Genomic DNA, 17,145 nt, shown 5'->3' on the forward strand with positions numbered 1-17,145 from the left:
ATCACACATAATACCGATGATGAATCATCGCGTTCTATCAACATTCTGTAAATGGATACGCATTCATTTCATTCCGCCATCAATACCACGCACATACCAGCTATGTAATCCCTTTGCCATGCCCACCCTATTTTCAGATAATTGGTGTTTTATACAGTAAATGGAGCCGCCGTTGGCAGATCACAAGGACATCCCCCACCTGGTCAGCGAAATTATCACTGCCGGCCTGCAGCTGCAGTTACAACCTGCCGACCTGGCCTTCCTGGCCGCCCTCCACTTCTGGAAAGATCAGGAATCCCAGCCTGAGTTCGGGGAAGATGAGCTGCATGTGGTCTACGAAGTCATTGATCGCACCCAGCTCGACAGCAGTGAAGAGACCCGCCGGCAACGCTGTAACAATGTCATCCGCCGATTCCTGGACCAGCACCTGCTGCTCTGCTTGGAAGGCAGCGGCCAACGAGCCCATGCCTATCTGCTGACCCCCATGGCTGAGCAGATTGTTGAGTCAGTCTGCAGTGGCTTCGATGCCTCGCGCACCGCACTGAGCACACTGTTCATGACAGTGAACAGCAACTTGCGGGAAATCCGGGATGCCGCAGAGACCGGCGGCAACGAGCCTTTCTGGCGGCTCCAGGTGGAAGCGCCACTGGATATCTCCGTACTCCAACTGGTGAACACCATCGACCATCGCCAGCGCCAGCTGGACCGGGAAGCGGTCGACACCCGGAAAACCGTGGTCGCCATGCTGAAGCAGGACTGGCAGGATGCCATCAGCCGCTGCGAAACATTACTGGAAGAAACCCAGGAACGCCTTCAGGATCTGCAACAACTACTGTTGGCCAACTGCCAGGAAGCACGGCGCCTGCTGGAAAGCATTGCCGCCACCGCTGAGTCGGCCGGCCGCAACCGTGCACTGGACGCCATCACCCGACTGGAACAGCACCTGGATCGCATCGAGCACTGGAGCGGTGAGCGCCTGGAACACTGGGAAGGCTTCCACCTGCGGGCGCACCAGTATCTGCGCCAGTTCATCAATATGGATGAGCGCAAGGCCCTGAGCGAGCGACTACTTGACGCACTCAAGCGTTACCAGGCACTGCCATGGTCCCTGAACACCATCGCGGCAGAGCCACTGCCTCGCCTGCGAGAAATCGAGCCGCCGCCGGAACAGAAGGTGACCGCCCGCCTTATTCTCGACGAAGAGAGCGTGGTCGACAGTGATGACCAGGACAGCCTTCGCCGTGAGATCAGTCTTTGGCTGGATACCGTCACCGCCAGCCGCGGCACCTTGCCCGCCTATGAAGAGGCTATGACAGAACTGGCTGGCCGCTACCCGCTGCACCGTCTGTTCCGCATTGCCGGCTGGCTCTTTGAAGCCATGACCGAACGGGGCAGCGCCCGCCACCAGAAACAGATACCCGAGACCCGATGGCATCCCATCGTGGAAGACCTGGAAGTGGAGTCCCTCAGCCTGACCCTGCGTCAACCTTCCCACACCACCGCAACCGAGGAAGCTACTGTTGTCGGCGAATAATCTGTTTGAAGACGCGGCACCGATCGCCGCTGACAGCCCCTACACCTGCCTGGCGGATATCATCGGCGATGACCGGTTCCCGGAACTGGACAGCCGCCTGCGCCAGGGGGAACACATTGATATCCGCCATACGTACCTGTTCGCCATGCTGCGTGACGGGGAAATCTGGCTGAGTGGGCACTACCGGCGCTATGGCGTTGAACTGATTCAGGCACCGGAGGATTACTGGTACCTGAAGCCCAACCTGGGCAGCCGCAACCTGATCCGCTCCCGCAAGTTGGACGAACTGCAGATGATAACCGGCCAGGTACTGGCCATCTGCCACCTGGACCCGGAACAGCTGGAAGACAGCGGCTGGATTACCACTGAATCGTTATTTGACCGACTGCGTCTATTGCTGGAGGAGGAACACCTCTGCCGCCTGCTGGAACGGAAAAAAATCAACACCCAGCATGACCAGCAAAAAGCCATGGACGTGTTGAAGCGCTGCCTGCGCCAGCTGGCGCGGCTGGGCATGATCCGGCTGGACGGCCAGCAGGCGGAACGCTTCCAGACCCAGTCGCCCCTGATGCGCTTTGCCGAGCCGGTCCGTGCAGCGCCGCTCACACGCGAAGCCCTGGAGAGATTGGTCTCAACCGGCTTTATCAGCCTGGAAGCCGACAGCGAAGTCGCCGATGACGACACTTCCGCCACCGCAGAACCATCCGATGCCAAACCGGTTGAATCCGCTGCAGAGATCGAGGCACAGGAGGACACCCCATGAGTCCATCACAAAGAACCCGTATCCGCAGCCTGTCGCTGGTCAATTTCCGAGGGATCTTCTTCAAGACCCTCAACCTGCACCATCTGATGAGCAACCTGATCGGCCACAATGGCGCAGGTAAAACCACCATCATGGGTGCCCTGCTGATCAACCGGGTGCCGGACAATCGCCTGGTACGGCTGCGTAACAATTCGGACAGCGCCTCAGATCGCAGCGACAACGGCATCTATGGCCGGATCGAGGCGGGCACCTGCTACAGCCTGGTGGACTACGACCTGTACGATGGCCGGCGTGTCATTGCCGGCGTACAACTGCGCCGGCTGGCGGCGCCCCGGGTGGAACTCAAGCGCTTCGCCATTACCGGCATTGATCCGGACATGTCAATACGCGACCTGGTCATGGAAGCGGTCGACAGCAACCTCTTTGAACCACTCGACGGCAAGGCTCTCAGAAACCGCATCGCCCGCCTTGGCGGCACCATGGAAACCTTTGACAACGTCGCCCACTACATGCGATGGCAGTTTGACTGCCGCATCATCCCCCGGGCCATGGAAAACAGCGGCGACCGCCAGCGTTACTACCGGATGCTGGAAACCAGCCTGTACGGCGGCCTGTCTGCCGAACTGCAGAAAGGGCTGCGTGATTACCTGCTGCCCGCTGACGACCAGGTAAAACGCTCGGTCAGCTCCATGCAGAACGCATTGATGGAAACCCGCAAGACCCGGGTCAAGATTGAAGCGACCCGGGATAAGCGCCAGTTTATCCAACGCATTCTTAACGACAGTTATGCATTGGGTGAACAGGTGCTGGCCCTGTCCGCACAGGAACATCGCAAGCAGAATGATCGGCTGGATACAGCCCGGTCAACGGCATCCCGACTGGAAAATGACCGTGAGACTGCCCGCCAACAGGCCCAGGGCCTGCAAGATCAGCTTGATCGAATGGATGAAGAACGGGATCAGCTGGAGCATGACCTGCAGGCTGCTTCCCACACCCTCAGCCAGGCAAAGGACCTGACCCGCCTGCACCAGGAACAGGCGCAACTGGACAATGAACTGACGAACATCCGTTCGCGCTTAGCCGAGAAACGGCAGGAACACACCCTGTTTGAAGCCCAGCGGCAAGAACAGGCCGCCGAACAGTCCCTGCTGGAAGAAGACCTTGAAAGCCTGGTCAACCAGCTGGCCAGCGCAGAAGACGCCTATTCAGAAGAAGCCCGTAAGGCCGGCCTCTACCAGGACGCCATGCGTAGCCTGGAGGAATCCCGGGCGGCCAGTGGTGACGATACCCTCTCAGCCGAATCGCTCCCTCCCCTGCTGACGCAATTGCAGCATCAACGTAACACCGAATCCGATCAGCTCCATCAGCGCCGGCCATTGCTGGAGCAAGCTGAAAAGATCCGGGAACAGTTTGCTGTCGCGCTGCCCATCATTCAGCGGCTGGATAACACCGATATCACACCCGCACAGGTCGCCGAACGCACAGCGTTCTGGCTTAGCCACTGGCGCACTCAGAAAGATCTGGCCGGCACCCAGGGACAGTGCCAGCAACACATGAAAAACCTGGAGAAAAGCCGTCAGGCACGTGAGCAACTCCTGTCCGCCATCACCCCTCTACCTGAGGCATGGCGCACCCCTCTCACCAGTGCGGAAAGCTGGCAGGAAACACGCGAACAAGCTAATGCAGCTTTTCAGGAAAGCCGTGCGCAACTGGAAGTACAACAGGAAGCACTTCGAGAACTCAACGACGGCCTTCATAGCCTGCGTCTGCAGCTGGATCAGGCACAGCGCGACCGGCAGGCCTGGCTGCAGGCCACTGAACTGACAGCCGAAATCACCCGACTCCACCCGGAGGCCCGACTCGACGGCCGCGATCAGCTTCACTCACTGCGTCAGGCACTGAATGACCAGCGGGATCAATGCGGCCAGCGTGACAGTGTGATCACTCATGAGCTGGACACCGTGCGCCAGCAACTCCGCGGGCTGGATCAGGACGACTCCGACGAGCGGAACCAGCTCCACCGCCTGGCCGACCTGACGGGCGGCACACTGGTCAGCGACTATCTCGACAGCGATGACATCTCGCTCGACGAGGCGGCCTACCTGGAAGCCAAGTTCGGCCCACTGAGGCAGGCCCTGCTGGTGCCGGACATGGAACGGGCCGCCGCCCTGATCCGGCAAGAAGCCGACCGCCCGAATGATGTCTGGCTGCTCCAGGGTAACCCGGGCGATGCATTCTCTGAGGAAGACTACCTCCACTCACCGGACGATCAGTCAGAAGATGACGATGGCAGCGTATTCGTCCATCAGGCCGACCGTATTGCCCGGGTCAGCCGTGAACCCGAATTCCCAACCCTGGGTCGACTGGCGCGGGAACAGGCGCTCAAACGCCTGACAGAGCAGGAACAGACCCTGCTGGATGAACGCCAGACCCTGGCCGTCAACCGCCATACTATCAGCCGCATCCAGGGCCTACTGGATGAACTCGCCCCCATGAGCACCTGGCTGGGTGTCGACGAACCGCCTGTCTCAGCACTGCAGGCACAACTGGAAACACTGGATCATCAGCAACAGTCGCAACAGCAGGCAATTGCCGCTGGCAAGCAGGAAGTGTCGAACCTGCAACAGGTCTGCAACACCCTTGATATCTGGCAGGCTAGCGCATCACTGCTGACAGAAAACAACCTGGATGACGCGATCCAGACGGCGGCAACCACACTGAACGAAAGCCTGGCGGCACAGACCTGGATCACAGACAACCAGGCCGACATGCTGTCACTGGAACAGCGCCAGTTCTACCTGCAGACCCCACCGCCCGATAACATCGGCACACTGCGTGATGAACTAAATCAACTGCAGACCTCTATCAGCCATCTCGGGCGCGTCATCAGCCTTCTGGCCAGCACTGCAGACAAACTGCCCAACCTCCGCTTTGCTGCTTCTGTCGAGCGCAAGGATGCATCAGGCTCCCTGCGTAACACCTTGCGCCAAGAGTACGAGCAGAAATCCGCCCAGCACAAAACGGGCAAGCGAACCCTGGCACTGACCATTGCCCAGTGTAACGACCTGAACACCGCGATCCGGAGTGATGAATCGCGACAGCACGATAAAGAGGGCGCCCACCTGCTCAAGGGGCAGGAGATTCGGGAGATCCCCCTGACCTGGCGTGAAAACCTGGTCGTCCAGTGCGAGGAACAGTATGAGCAATTGCGCAAACACGTGCGAGGCCATGAAGAGAAGCGACGACAGTTTATTGATACCCTTGCGGAAACCCGTTCAACCCTCAAGCAGCTGGAGCTTCAGCACCAGGAAGCAGTCGCACACATTGCCCGACTGAAGCCTGTTGCCGAAGCCGCCACCGCCAACTGGCTGGCAATCAGCACGACCGCGGAATCCTCAGGGCTGGCCGGACGACTGCACCGTGAGGGATTGCTCGCCACCGAGAGCGAACAACTGAAATCAGGCATTGCCGATGCCCGTGCCAGTCTGATCCAGGCGCTGGCTGCTGAGCCGGACAACCGTTTACGTCAGGTACTGGAAGCCACCGCATTACACGACTTGGCACTTCTATTTCATTGCGTGGTTGATGCCCAGCACTTCTTGGCCGAACGAATGGACCAGACACTGGTCAACGCAGAAGATCCTAGACAGGCACTTGAGCAACTGGAACATCAACTAACCCGGCTGGAAGCCCGCCTGAAAGACGCCGAGAGCCGTTTTCTCGCCGAGTCTGACCGTATGGGCCAACATATTGAGCGAAGTATCAACCGGGAACGGAAGCAGATTCACCAGCTCAATAGCGCACTGTCGAGCGTACACTTTGGAACCATTCGCGCCATCAAGGTGGAGCTTGAAGTCATCGACAGTTTCCGCAAGGTGCTGGAGGCCCTGCAACAGCGCTTCTATCCGGATCTGTTCAACCAGCCGGATATGAAAATTGAGGATGCGTTGGCGGAAATTTTCAAAAAGGAAACGGGTGGCAGCATCGCCGGGGAAAAACTGCTGGATTACCGGGAATACATCAAGCTGCAGGTACTGGTGCAACGGGCCAACCACAAGCAGTTCGAGCCGGCCAACCCCACCAACCTGTCAACCGGCGAGGCCATCGGCACCGGTTTGGCCGTACTGACCATGGTACTGCACTCCTGGGAAGTCACTACCCACAAACGGGTGGGTCATGGCCACTCAGCCAACCGGTTGCTATTCCTTGACGAAGCAGCCAGACTCGATGCCAGAGCCTTGGCAACCCTTGAGGAACTCTGCGCCAACCAGTCACTGCAGTTGCTGGTCGGTGCACCGGATAATGTCCTGCCCAAGAATGGCGTCACTTACCGGATGGTGCGGCTCATGGAACCTTATGAGCATGTGATTTTCTCAGCCGTACGGGGCAAGATGCCTGCTGCACCGTTACCGGCAACAGAAACGGCCGAGCTTGGCGCATGACTTCAGTCATTAGACCTGCTCAATTAGGCGACATCCCGCTGGCTGTCGCCCGCCCAGTCGCTTCAGCACTGCTGGATACAGGCGAATGCCGCTGTTCCCACAAAGCAAAAGCGTTTCTTGAATATCTCCATCATCATGAAGTCATTGATGAATGTCCTGACCGGCGCAACACAACCTATCAACTAACATACGACGGTGACTTCACACTCAGGGAAATGATGTGCAATTGCTACGGTGATAACTGGCATATCAATCCCGAAGAAAGCCGTCAAATACAGCGAGAATTGTTCCTTCAGATGGTATTGGTCTCACCCTTACCAGATACCACCCATGAACGCGTTGCCCAAGCCATCTGGGCACAACATTCCAAAGACCGAAAAGCAGACAACACCTACATCCCCGCCCAACTGAATACCCATCGAAACGATATACTACGCCTTCGAACCCATGCCCCAATGCGGATTCATGGTGCCGGTTGGGTGATTGACACAGAAGCCGATATGCAGCGCTTTGGTGAGATAATCCTGAATGAACATGTGATTTCCAACATTCAGCAAATCGAGTCACATGACCAACTGCCAGTCATGACGATTGAAAATATCGGCGCCTGGGACAGCTGCCCCTTAATAAACAACCTGCTGACCATTTTCACACCGGGTCATGATACCCGGCTGACAATCCGGTTTCTCCAGCATCTAAACACTTTTCATTGGCAGCATTTTGGAGATCTGGACTATCACGGCATAAAGATTGCGGAACAACTCTCACAAAAACTGGAAAAACAGATACAGTTATTTATTCCTGATTGGTGGAATGAATATCTGCCCACTCACGCCCTGACCATCACAGAAGCTGATAAGAAAAAACAGTGGCCCAGCACAACGCTACTGTCCAGATTAATACGTCAACACCGAGTGATTCGACAGCTATGCTCGTCACAATCATGGCTGGAACAGGAGGCCATAATGCTGGACAGACGGTTGCCAGATGCTCTCCACTCATTCATAAACCCGAAGGAAAACAAAGGAGGGTTCTAATCTGACGATGCGTTCTAGCAGTTATACATTTGAATTCAAAGCCACATATTGACAGATATTTATTGAGATTTATCTGAAATGGTCGGTAAGAGTTGATCGCGCTGTGCTTTCAATGCCCTGATCATTTCCAACGCCACCTGTAGCGTCAGTATTTCAGAGAACTTTCGCTTAAACGGTTCAAGCCCCTCACACATCAGATCTATGCGCATCCTCTCTAAATCACTATCTGTCATTCCTCCAGAAGCATTAATTCCTAAACCAGCAAGCGTCTCTCTCAAGGTTTCAACGGCTTGGGTAATAACTTCGTGGCGATAGTTTTCTCTTTCTGCAGAATTACCCCGTGGCGTCTTTCTTGTTATGAGTGCTGATGCTGAGAACTGCTCCACTGAACCGCTGAACCGCTGAACCGCTGAACCGCTGACATTTATATTATCCGTTAACCGAATAATCTCACCGCCTAACTCATTGAGGTAATCAACGGTGTAGGCAACCACAAATTTTTTCTGAATATTTGCCCTTCGATGAGTACGATTTTTGAATTTATCAGGCAATTCATCCCTAAGCCCATTCAAAGCCTCTCGAATTCTATCCATGCGATTCCTTTCCGCAATATTCGTTTCCTCCCTGGTCATTCCTGGAGTCCTCGCTCGTCTTCTTTGTCTTCTTCGCCTCCCAGTGATGTTTCGACTCAACACTGATCGCTCTAAAACACCCGAAGCTTCCAACTGAAAAGCACTGCTGACTACAGTCACTTCGCTCGTCGTGCGAGCTGGCAATCCAGAGGTACCGGGTCGATCCTCAGGTAACGCAACTACGTCAACAGGCATTTCAGATGAACCATCAACTGGCCGCTCATCGTGCTCTCTCGGCGCTGCAAATGTTGCCAGTCGGTATTCCTGAGCTGAATGAGCCCCATTCATGAGTGGATCACCATACGAAAATGAATATAAACAGTCGAACTAACAACCGAAGAATGGGATTGACTAAATAGTTGCACATCCGGTCATACGGGTCAGTCAATAGCATTTTTTACATCAATATCTTTCTTCCCGTTACAACATTTTTGTTAGAAATATGAACTAAATGACGGCATTCAAGACAAAAAAAAGGCCGCACAAGGCGGCCATAGATATGGGGTTTGAGCCACACCACCGGTGCAACCTGTCATCCCGTGACAGGCACTGGAGAAGCAACCGATGACAGGCTCAGAATAACGCGGTGCCCGACGACTGACCACCGGCTTTACGGAGTCTTACGCATAGCTGACTGCCGCATCGAAACAGATACAAAAGACTACAAACCACACGTTCTGTAGTTTTTCAATGCAATGAATAAAGGAATTTAAACGAAGATGGCGCGCTCGGGAGGATTCGAACCTCCGACCGCCTGGTTCGTAGCCAGGTACTCTATCCAGCTGAGCTACGAGCGCGCAAAAGATGTGACAATCGGCATTGTCAGATTGACTTGCAGAATATGGCGCGTCCGGGAGGATTCGAACCTCCGACCGCCTGGTTCGTAGCCAGGTACTCTATCCAGCTGAGCTACGGACGCACATGAACTGCAATTTCATCACACACTGCAAGATGCAATGCTTTAATGAACTGGCGCGCTCGGGAGGATTCGAACCTCCGACCGCCTGGTTCGTAGCCAGGTACTCTATCCAGCTGAGCTACGAGCGCGCAAAAACGGATCAGGATGATTAATATCACCCAAAAGACTGTCAGGAAATGGCGCGTCCGGGAGGATTCGAACCTCCGACCGCCTGGTTCGTAGCCAGGTACTCTATCCAGCTGAGCTACGGACGCACATTATACTGCAGACTTGCCAGCCAATATCTTGCGATATTGCCTGAGTAAGTATGGCGCGCTCGGGAGGATTCGAACCTCCGACCGCCTGGTTCGTAGCCAGGTACTCTATCCAGCTGAGCTACGAGCGCGTTGCCTTACGGGATGCGAACTATAGAGATACGCGGTGTTTGAGTCAATATGCGGGAAACCGAACCGCCGTCTTTTTTATGCCTCTCTTATACCGGATCAATCCGTCGCAACAGGCACGGCTTTCTCATACAATACGCGCCATGAGCGAACTGATAGCACTGTTGTTGCTGATTGCCGGCATCTGGTACTGGCAAGACACGGCCATAGCCCGCGAGATCGCCCTGCGCCAATGCCGCAGGAGCTGCCGGGAACTCGGTCTGCAGTTACTCGACCAGACGGTCGAGCGAACACGCAGCCACCTGATACGAATCAACGGCGGGCCACGGGTATTGCGCCGGGAATACCGGTTTGAGTTCACCACCACCGGGGAACAGCGTTATGCCGGTTTCATCTGCATTGTCCGGCGGCAGGTGCAGGATCTACACCTCGACCTGCCGGGTGAGGCAAAAGATGGCCATGCAGCGCCACACCAGCTTTTCCTGCAACCCGAACAGCAAGAGCATTGATACCGTCAGGCCGCACCACACGCTTTATCACAGGGATTACTGACAATGCCCAACGCAAACGAACTCAAGAAAGGCCAGATTGTTGAAATCAACGGCCACTATTACATGGTCAAGAATATCGAGTCGAAGAGCCCGTCCTCCCGCGGCGCCCAGACGCTTTACAAGGTGCGCTTCAACCAGGTGCCCGGTGGCCGCAAGTATGACGACACCTTTACCAGCAACGATATGCTGACGGATGTCAACATGATGCGTAAGCCGGTTTCCTTCCTCTATAAGGAAGGCGACCTCTATACCTTCATGGATCAGGAAGATTACAGCCAGTACACCCTGGAAGCCTCTGCGCTGGAAGACCAGCTGCCCTATATCCAGGACGGTATGGAAGGCATCACCGCCCTGCTGGTAGACGACAGCCTTCTAGCACTGGAGCTGCCACAGTCCGTAATCATGGAAGTGGTCGAGACCAGCCCGGCCATCAAGGGCTCCACCGCGGCCGCCCGCACCAAGCCAGCCCGCATGGCCACCGGCCTGGAAGTCCAAGTGCCGGAATACCTGGAGCAGGGTGAAAACATCAAGATCAACACCGAGACCGGCAAATTCATGTCCCGGGCTTGATTCACTCAAAGCACAAATGCAGAAAGGAATGACCGGCAGCACCGCCGGTCCGATGGCAAGCACAGGTTGATGACCGTGAACACACAAGCAATCCTACTCGACAGCCGGGCCAACGCCCGTCAACTGAGCCACCGCCTGAAAACCTTGAAACCCTGGCAGCAGGCGGCCTTCGCCATTGCCATGGCGGAACGGGGCTGGCCTAACTTTGCCCTGTTTGCCGATATCGCGGAATTTGGTGAGCCGGATGAAGTCCGCCATTGCCTCAATATGCTCTGGGATTTTGTGGCAGGCCATCAGTCAGCCAAGAACTTCGAGCGGCTGCTTGAAAGGCTCGACGAGCAGACACCGGATGTCGATCAGTATGATATGTATGGCGTCTATCCGGCGCTGGACGCCATTGTTGCCATCACGACGGCGGTTCAGTGCGCCATGGAACCCTCGCTGGAAGAAGCCGCCAGTACCGGCGCGCTGACCCTGGCCACGATCGGTCGGTTCATCCGCTTTCGCGAGGCCGAGGAGCTGAGCGGTACGGAGCTGGCCCAGTACATTGAAGAGCACGAACTGTTTGAAGCGCAACAGGCGTTCATCAGTGATGTGATTGATTGCCTGGAACAGGCTCCAGCACAAAAACCCGAACTGAAGAAAACCTTAAAAGCCCTGGCGTCCAACGACAACACCAGCCACCTGGGCATCAGCCTGGACGGCTAACATTACACCCCCGTTATACCTTCCCGGGTATAACGGGGTCACCGGTACAGTCTGACCAGATTTTTCACTATCACCTCGCGAATCTGCACTACATCAATGGCAGGTACTTCAGACAGCTGAGAAACATCCAGCGTATGGAGCGTCAACGCAGGCATGCCCTGCTCAAAATCATCCAGCTCTTCCCGAACGAGTACGGGTAAAAAGTCATGACCAAGAGTCAGGTAACGGTTGACCAGCTTCTTCAAGCCTACCTGGAAAGGCACTTCCCGTGACCCTACCAACCGGTTTCTGGCAGGAATTTTCAGGTAAAGGCCTGAAGCTCCGACACACTCACCGGGAAACACCGTAATGCCTGTATCCACGACTGCATCCAGTGGCAAATCCCGAACACTGTCGTCTGAACCGTCGTCCGGCAGTAAAACCATGACGGGCTGTTCATCATTCTCGGGAATCACAAACCGGTACTGGGTATAAAGCTGCTGGTCTGCACGGGAATACAGGCAGAAGCAGCCTTCAAAGCGAGCAAGAAAATGGAGCGCAGCAGCGCGGTCGTCAATACTCCCCAGCTCCCAATCCAGCTCATCCTGCTCCAGCAGGTCCCGCCAGCTGGCATCTGCAACGGCCTCGACAGACTGACTCATGCCCCCTCCCCACGGTAGCAAGATGCAACATTGCACATGTTGATAGCGTTATTATTCTCTGTCGTCCCTTATCGCACAGACCATGCCACTGGGACTGCTTTTCTTCCGATCACACCTGGCACGACACAAAACGTTAAATCCGTCACAAAAATAGCCTGAAACCGCCTGTTTAATGTACAAATCACGCACCCAACCTGTTCCCAGCCACCGGCCTGTTGAAAGCAGAGAGCCTGGTCTGACAAAAACGGTCACCCTCCCCCCTGCCCCTCTGTGACAGATTTATGACGGCAGCCTGACTTTCAATACCGCGACCAGCCGATATAATCCAGCCACAACTCTTCATTCGGAACCCACCATGGATATAGCCGCCTTTGATGACCTGATGCTAACCCTGCTGGTTCCCGGGCTTATCCTGTTCATGGCGTTTATTGTCTGGGACCTGGCCAAGCACTCCAATGCCGGCAAGTTCGGCACCCTGGTGCTTTTTGGCGTTCTGGGGCTGGGCGTATTGGGCTTTGTCATCAAGAAGCTGGTTGCCATGAACCTCGGGCTATAACAAAACAATAACAACAACCCGATAGCTGAACAGGGAGCATGATCATGAACAACCCCTGCAATGCCACTGAAACCCACACGGTATTCAACCAACCCCCATCACTCGAACCCTACAACCTGTTCACGACCGACACGGCGTTACGTGAAGCACTGCAACAGGCTCCCGTACAATGGGCTGAAACCCAATTAAACGACTATGGACACCTGTCCGGCCATGCGTTGTTTTCAGCCGGATTCCTTGTCAACGAAAACCTGCCACAACTGCACACCCATGACCGTTTTGGACATCGAATAGATCAGGTCGATTTTCACCCTGCCTACCACCAGTTGATGCGAACGGCCATTGAACACGGGCTGCCCTCATCCCCGTGGCAAAAGCCACAGCCGGGCGCCCATGTCACCCGGGCAGCCATGATGTATCTCCACAACCAGATGGAAGCCGGCAGCTGCTGCCCATTAACCATGACGTTTGCCGCGGTACCGGCCATCCGTCATCAGCCGGATATTGCAGCCCACTGGCTGCCACTGATCACGGCACGCCACTATGACTCAGGCAATAAACCCTGGTTCGAGAAACCCGGTGTCACCATCGGCATGGCCATGACAGAGAAACAGGGCGGCACGGACGTAAGGGCCAACACCACCCGTGCCCGCCCGCTTGGCCAGAGCGGTCCCGGTCGGCTGTATACATTGACCGGCCACAAGTGGTTCTGCTCGGCTCCCATGTGTGATGCGTTCCTTGTCCTGGCCCAGACCGATAAAGGACTTTCCTGCTTTCTGCTGCCACGCTGGCGTGAGGATGGCCAGCGTAACGGCATGCATATTCAACGCCTGAAAGACAAGCTGGGGAATCGTTCCAATGCGTCCAGCGAAGTGGAATTCCGTGAGGCACATGCCTGGCTGATTGGCGAGGAGGGTCGGGGAGTCGCCACCATCATCGATATGGTGGCGCTGACCCGTTTTGACTGCATCACCGGTTCCGCCGCATTGATGCGACAGGCGGTCGCTCAGGCTGTCCATCACTGCAGCCACCGTCAGGTCAGCGGTAAAGTGTTAACAGATCATCCGCTGATGCAGAATGTGCTGGCCGATCTGGCGCTGGAAAGTGAAGCCGCCCTGGCATTCAGCCTCCGAATCGCAAGAAGCCTGGATCACCCGGATGATCAACAGGAACAGCTGTTTTGCCGAATTGCCACGGCTATCGGCAAATACTGGGTCTGCAAACGAGCCCCGGGCCATATTAATGAAGCGCAGGAGTGTCTTGGCGGCACCGGATACGTGGAAGAATCGATCCTGCCACGCCTTTACCGGGAAGCGCCGGTGAATTCGATCTGGGAGGGCAGTGGTAACGTCCAGTGCCTGGATATCCTGCGGACCATGCAGCGTCAGCCCGGCTCACTGGGCGCGGTCTTTGCCGAACTGGAAAAAACCGCTGGCGATGATGCTCAACTGGATCAGTGTGTCGCCACGCTGAAAAACGCCATGACCAACACCAGCGACTTCCACTACGAGGCCCGACGGCTGATCGAGAAACTGGCCATCTGTCTCCAGGCCAGTTTACTGCTGCAGGCGGGCAATGCCCTGGTGGCAGTTGCCTTCCTGCGCGCCAGACTGCAACCCGAAGGACTGGCTTATGGTACTCTCCCTAACGGTATTCCCTGCCCCCATCTGATTAAACGGGCTCGCCCTCTCTAGGCCGGTTCAATACCGTTCATGGCGGCCACAGCGGTAGACCTTGCCGACGATTGTGGTCGCCGTGGTACCCAAGGAGTCCGACCCACGGGTGTGGCTGACATCCTGAACCTGCACAACATCGCCGCCAAACCGGGCCGCCTCATTCCGCAACTCATTGCGGGCTCCCGCCATCAGGTTCTTATTGGAGGTGAAATCCCCGGTAAACCAGTTTCCCTGGCTGCCATAGACTTCTCCCAGATAGGTGCAACCCTCTGGCTTGGTATCAACCAGCTCAATCCGATAGGCTTCTGGTTTCAGAGTGTTGGCAGAACAGGCAACAAGCAGGAAAGAACACAGACCAACAACAACGTGTTTCAACATGATAATTAAGGGTTCCGTACGGTATTCCGATAGAGCAGACAGCCATGAAGAAAACCGGTTTTCCCTAGAAAACCATTCCCTTACACAGCATTTACAATTTCACGGTAGTGTATGTGTAGCTTGCTTGGAATGAAAGACAATGATGTACCATCACTTTTTTATACGGCAATCATCTTAAAAATAACAGGAACCCACGCACTGGCCGTACCTTGCTGCGTCTCTAGTTCGACGTAAAAATACAGTCCAACATAAACCGTTGCTCCCCATATCAATCCACCGAGATACAGAAGCCCCTTCCCCCATTTTGTCCGATAAAACCAATGCCCTAGCCATAAACAGCACAAGGCGATCATTAGCAGACCTACAACTAACCACAATCCATAAACAGGCAGGTCACCCCCATGACTGATCAGCAAGTGTATTGGCGCCGCAAGGATGAGCGGAATATTGAGAAACAACGCCAGGAAATCACGGTCTCCGGTAAGCGTTGCAAAGAAACTGATGACCAAGACCCCTGAGCCAATCAATAAAATCGATAGAATCAGTCTTTTCATAAGTCCTTTTGTACCTTATCAAAAGCGACTGCTTTCCCAAAATACAGCCGCACTCACACACATTTACGTTGTTAACTTTGACTCTAGCAGCTCTTTCAACGGTGTGGGCAATTTTGCCCTCAGCTTCACACTGGCTACCTGTTCGTACTTCTGCCAGAAAATGCCGAGAGAGATAACCAGCAGACCAATCGCAGTCAATGCAACAGGGAAAAACCAACTGTCCCTGAACACTGAAAAAGCCAGATGCCCGAGGTAAAGACTCACCCCCAAGGCACCAAATACCACAAAAACCCGCCTGATCAGCGTGACACCAACCACCATTAGCACCAGATTGATACAACAATAGAGGAATTTGCCAATCTCACTGTTCGAATCCTGCAGGGTCATGCCAACCCAGAATGCCATGATCCCGAAAAGATACAGCCAGAACGCATAGTCAGCGGTCTGTCTAATCCGCATATCGACCCAAAGCGCCACCAGCACCATAGCGAGCCCACCCCACATCGACACTAGCGCACTCATCTCGCCATCAAACCGATCACCAGCCAACATGGCCATGACATCCATGAGCAATAGCCAGAGCGTTACCGCCAGAGGCATGACCAGGAAAGGGTAGCGGTAACGCCATAGCATCACCGTTCCCGCAGTCAACGCACCCATCTCCATGGACAACCAATGCCAGTGGAGATCACCATGATATTGCAGGTAGATTTTCCCTTCAGGCCAATACCCCAGCGCCAACTGCAGACCGTAAATCGAAAGAGGCACAAGAACCACGACAAAGACAGCACAGATACCTGCTGGAATCCCATGCCCTTTCTGCTGAAAAATACCCATCAGCGTAAATCCCGCCAGAGCATAGGCAAGTGAAATCCCGACAATCCCCCAACCACCAAACGCCTCCCAGCCCAGGTTCATGAATAACGACATAGCACCAATGGCAATCATTCCACCCAAGTAATAAAGAAGGTGCGTGAAATCAAATACCGGCCCAGTGACAGGCTGCTGCTTCAGAAATGCGATCAGGTCATCCGCTTGCTGGCGGCTGATAACCTGCCGTGACACCGCCTGTTCGAGCTGCTGCCGCGTTAGTTTCATAGTGGATACAGATGTGAAGTCGACATTCTGAACATTTCTATTCCTTTACGGTCAAAAGAGCAAGTTCGAGCATAGTGCTCTGTCGACACAAAAACCTGACCATGGAAGGTATACCAATGGAGGTCTCACCAGAACGGATAATTCGAGGTTCCCATAGGGGGAATCTCCCAGAATCCTCTGGCCATACAAAGGTCAGCCCTCAAAAACTGCTCTTATGCTCATCTGACTGTCAGTACCGAGCTGCCCACATATATAACAGAACCATTGAGGCAATAGACAATAATGAGACCTGTATGGTTGCCTATCGCTATCTGCAAAGCAGACAGGGTGCATACAGCGCTGGTACAGAAACAACCCTCTATGCCCTTCTCTCCGCTTTTCTCGGTTATATTCTTTACGGTGCAATCCAAGAAAACGACCCTCGGTTATCTGCACTGTCTGGTTTGATAATGATTATTGCAGCAGGCTATCTGACCGTAGATTACCGAAACACCAGGCGCTATCAGGAAATCAATGCCCACGCACTGGAATATCTAAAACACAACTTCACACAAAGGCTGCTAAAAAAAATCAAAAGGCTGGAGTATGACCAACAGGGAATAAAGCAACTTTGCCGAACCCTTTCAACAGCAGACATTTCAACTAGTGAACTTATTAATCATCTGCGCAGCAAAAATCCACGCTCCCATATCGCTTGATGACA

15 protein-coding genes and 5 tRNA genes are annotated in these 17,145 nt (G+C 54.7%); 10 read left to right on the plus strand and 10 right to left on the minus strand.

The features are described from left to right. Positions 1-172 precede the first annotated feature (172 nt). The 4 genes from KHS78_RS00325 to KHS78_RS00340 are packed head-to-tail and all read left to right on the plus strand — an operon-like array spanning position 173 to position 7,776. On the plus strand, positions 173-1,534 hold the full coding sequence (locus tag KHS78_RS00325) for a hypothetical protein (protein WP_211824104.1): 1,362 nt from the start codon (positions 173-175) through the stop codon (positions 1,532-1,534). After that, the gene (locus KHS78_RS00330; RefSeq protein ID WP_211824106.1) at positions 1,521-2,297 is read left to right on the plus strand and encodes a chromosome partition protein MukE; all 777 of its coding nucleotides are present in this window, start codon (positions 1,521-1,523) and stop codon (positions 2,295-2,297) included. The genes KHS78_RS00325 and KHS78_RS00330 overlap by 14 nt, the downstream gene beginning before the upstream one ends. Continuing rightward, positions 2,294-6,739 carry a chromosome partition protein MukB gene (gene mukB / locus KHS78_RS00335; protein ID WP_211824108.1) on the plus strand — a complete coding sequence of 1,482 codons (4,446 nt, stop codon included), beginning with the start codon at positions 2,294-2,296 and terminating at the stop codon, positions 6,737-6,739. Before KHS78_RS00330 ends, mukB begins: the two co-directional genes overlap by 4 nt. Further along, positions 6,736-7,776 carry a Wadjet anti-phage system protein JetD domain-containing protein gene (locus KHS78_RS00340; protein WP_211824110.1) on the plus strand — a complete coding sequence of 347 codons (1,041 nt, stop codon included), beginning with the start codon at positions 6,736-6,738 and terminating at the stop codon, positions 7,774-7,776. The genes mukB and KHS78_RS00340 overlap by 4 nt, the downstream gene beginning before the upstream one ends. 59 nt (positions 7,777-7,835) lie before the next feature. On the opposite strand, the gene KHS78_RS00345 is transcribed toward KHS78_RS00340, so the two are convergent. The 6 genes from KHS78_RS00345 to KHS78_RS00370 all read right to left on the minus strand — a co-directional run bounded on the left by KHS78_RS00345 (position 7,836) and on the right by KHS78_RS00370 (position 9,712). Next, positions 7,836-8,696 (minus strand): basic helix-loop-helix domain-containing protein, encoded by an 861-nt coding sequence (locus KHS78_RS00345; protein ID WP_343216849.1) that lies wholly within the window; start codon positions 8,694-8,696, stop codon positions 7,836-7,838. Between the two features lie 432 nt (positions 8,697-9,128). Then, a tRNA-Arg gene (locus KHS78_RS00350) sits at positions 9,129-9,205 on the minus strand. Between the two features lie 45 nt (positions 9,206-9,250). Next, positions 9,251-9,327: transfer RNA gene (locus tag KHS78_RS00355), tRNA-Arg, on the minus strand. 51 nt (positions 9,328-9,378) lie between these two features. Continuing rightward, positions 9,379-9,455 (minus strand) — tRNA-Arg (locus KHS78_RS00360). 49 nt (positions 9,456-9,504) lie between these two features. Beyond that, positions 9,505-9,581, minus strand: a tRNA-Arg gene (locus tag KHS78_RS00365). A 54-nt stretch (positions 9,582-9,635) separates the two neighbouring features. Then, positions 9,636-9,712 (minus strand) — tRNA-Arg (locus KHS78_RS00370). A 141-nt stretch (positions 9,713-9,853) separates the two neighbouring features. Between KHS78_RS00370 and KHS78_RS00375 the strand changes: the two genes are divergently transcribed. From KHS78_RS00375 to KHS78_RS00385, 3 genes are all read left to right on the plus strand, one after another. Next, positions 9,854-10,219 (plus strand): DUF3301 domain-containing protein, encoded by a 366-nt coding sequence (locus KHS78_RS00375; RefSeq protein WP_211824114.1) that lies wholly within the window; start codon positions 9,854-9,856, stop codon positions 10,217-10,219. A gap of 45 nt (positions 10,220-10,264) precedes the next feature. Continuing rightward, positions 10,265-10,831 (plus strand): elongation factor P-like protein EfpL, encoded by a 567-nt coding sequence (efpL, locus tag KHS78_RS00380; RefSeq protein WP_211824116.1) that lies wholly within the window; start codon positions 10,265-10,267, stop codon positions 10,829-10,831. Positions 10,832-10,906: 75 nt separating this feature from the next. Then, a complete protein-coding gene (locus tag KHS78_RS00385) occupies positions 10,907-11,539 on the plus strand; it encodes a DUF416 family protein (protein WP_211824118.1) in 633 nt (210 codons plus the stop codon). A 38-nt stretch (positions 11,540-11,577) separates the two neighbouring features. On the opposite strand, the gene KHS78_RS00390 is transcribed toward KHS78_RS00385, so the two are convergent. After that, positions 11,578-12,180, minus strand: a complete 603-nt coding sequence (locus KHS78_RS00390) for a hypothetical protein (protein ID WP_211824121.1) — start codon at positions 12,178-12,180, stop codon at positions 11,578-11,580. Positions 12,181-12,535: 355 nt separating this feature from the next. Between KHS78_RS00390 and KHS78_RS00395 the strand changes: the two genes are divergently transcribed. Together KHS78_RS00395 and KHS78_RS00400 are read left to right on the plus strand one after the other, a co-directional pair. Then, positions 12,536-12,736, plus strand: a complete 201-nt coding sequence (locus KHS78_RS00395) for a DUF2788 domain-containing protein (protein ID WP_211824123.1) — start codon at positions 12,536-12,538, stop codon at positions 12,734-12,736. Between the two features lie 38 nt (positions 12,737-12,774). Next, on the plus strand, positions 12,775-14,430 hold the full coding sequence (locus KHS78_RS00400; RefSeq protein WP_211824125.1) for an acyl-CoA dehydrogenase family protein: 1,656 nt from the start codon (positions 12,775-12,777) through the stop codon (positions 14,428-14,430). Between the two features lie 6 nt (positions 14,431-14,436). Here KHS78_RS00400 and KHS78_RS00405 read toward each other — a convergent pair whose 3' ends face one another. From KHS78_RS00405 to KHS78_RS00415, 3 genes are all read right to left on the minus strand, one after another. Next, positions 14,437-14,790 (minus strand): DUF4156 domain-containing protein, encoded by a 354-nt coding sequence (locus KHS78_RS00405; protein ID WP_211824127.1) that lies wholly within the window; start codon positions 14,788-14,790, stop codon positions 14,437-14,439. 158 nt (positions 14,791-14,948) lie between these two features. Next, positions 14,949-15,344: a hypothetical protein gene (locus KHS78_RS00410; protein ID WP_211824129.1), complete on the minus strand. Its 396-nt coding sequence runs from the start codon at positions 15,342-15,344 to the stop codon at positions 14,949-14,951. 63 nt (positions 15,345-15,407) lie between these two features. Further along, on the minus strand, positions 15,408-16,442 hold the full coding sequence (locus tag KHS78_RS00415) for a DUF2157 domain-containing protein (RefSeq protein ID WP_211824131.1): 1,035 nt from the start codon (positions 16,440-16,442) through the stop codon (positions 15,408-15,410). 293 nt (positions 16,443-16,735) lie between these two features. Between KHS78_RS00415 and KHS78_RS00420 the strand changes: the two genes are divergently transcribed. Then, positions 16,736-17,140 carry a hypothetical protein gene (locus KHS78_RS00420; RefSeq protein WP_211824133.1) on the plus strand — a complete coding sequence of 135 codons (405 nt, stop codon included), beginning with the start codon at positions 16,736-16,738 and terminating at the stop codon, positions 17,138-17,140. Positions 17,141-17,145: the final 5 nt, after the last annotated feature.

The organism is Kistimonas asteriae (assembly GCF_018263925.1).
Classification (GTDB): Bacteria; Pseudomonadota; Gammaproteobacteria; order Pseudomonadales; family Endozoicomonadaceae; genus Kistimonas; species Kistimonas asteriae.

Bases quoted from the DNA above. Each gene is read 5' to 3' on its own strand.
- KHS78_RS00395 (WP_211824123.1), top strand. From the start codon at position 12,536: ATGGATATAGCCGCCTTTGATGACCTGATGCTAACCCTGCTGGTTCCC.
- KHS78_RS00405 (WP_211824127.1), bottom strand. From the start codon at position 14,790: ATGTTGAAACACGTTGTTGTTGGTCTGTGTTCTTTCCTGCTTGTTGCC.
- mukB (WP_211824108.1), top strand. From the start codon at position 2,294: ATGAGTCCATCACAAAGAACCCGTATCCGCAGCCTGTCGCTGGTCAAT.
- KHS78_RS00375 (WP_211824114.1), top strand. From the start codon at position 9,854: ATGAGCGAACTGATAGCACTGTTGTTGCTGATTGCCGGCATCTGGTAC.
- KHS78_RS00340 (WP_211824110.1), top strand. From the start codon at position 6,736: ATGACTTCAGTCATTAGACCTGCTCAATTAGGCGACATCCCGCTGGCT.
- KHS78_RS00415 (WP_211824131.1), bottom strand. From the start codon at position 16,442: ATGAAACTAACGCGGCAGCAGCTCGAACAGGCGGTGTCACGGCAGGTT.
- KHS78_RS00400 (WP_211824125.1), top strand. From the start codon at position 12,775: ATGATCATGAACAACCCCTGCAATGCCACTGAAACCCACACGGTATTC.
- KHS78_RS00345 (WP_343216849.1), bottom strand. From the start codon at position 8,696: ATGAATGGGGCTCATTCAGCTCAGGAATACCGACTGGCAACATTTGCA.
- KHS78_RS00410 (WP_211824129.1), bottom strand. From the start codon at position 15,344: ATGAAAAGACTGATTCTATCGATTTTATTGATTGGCTCAGGGGTCTTG.
- KHS78_RS00390 (WP_211824121.1), bottom strand. From the start codon at position 12,180: ATGAGTCAGTCTGTCGAGGCCGTTGCAGATGCCAGCTGGCGGGACCTG.
- efpL (WP_211824116.1), top strand. From the start codon at position 10,265: ATGCCCAACGCAAACGAACTCAAGAAAGGCCAGATTGTTGAAATCAAC.
- KHS78_RS00420 (WP_211824133.1), top strand. From the start codon at position 16,736: ATGGTTGCCTATCGCTATCTGCAAAGCAGACAGGGTGCATACAGCGCT.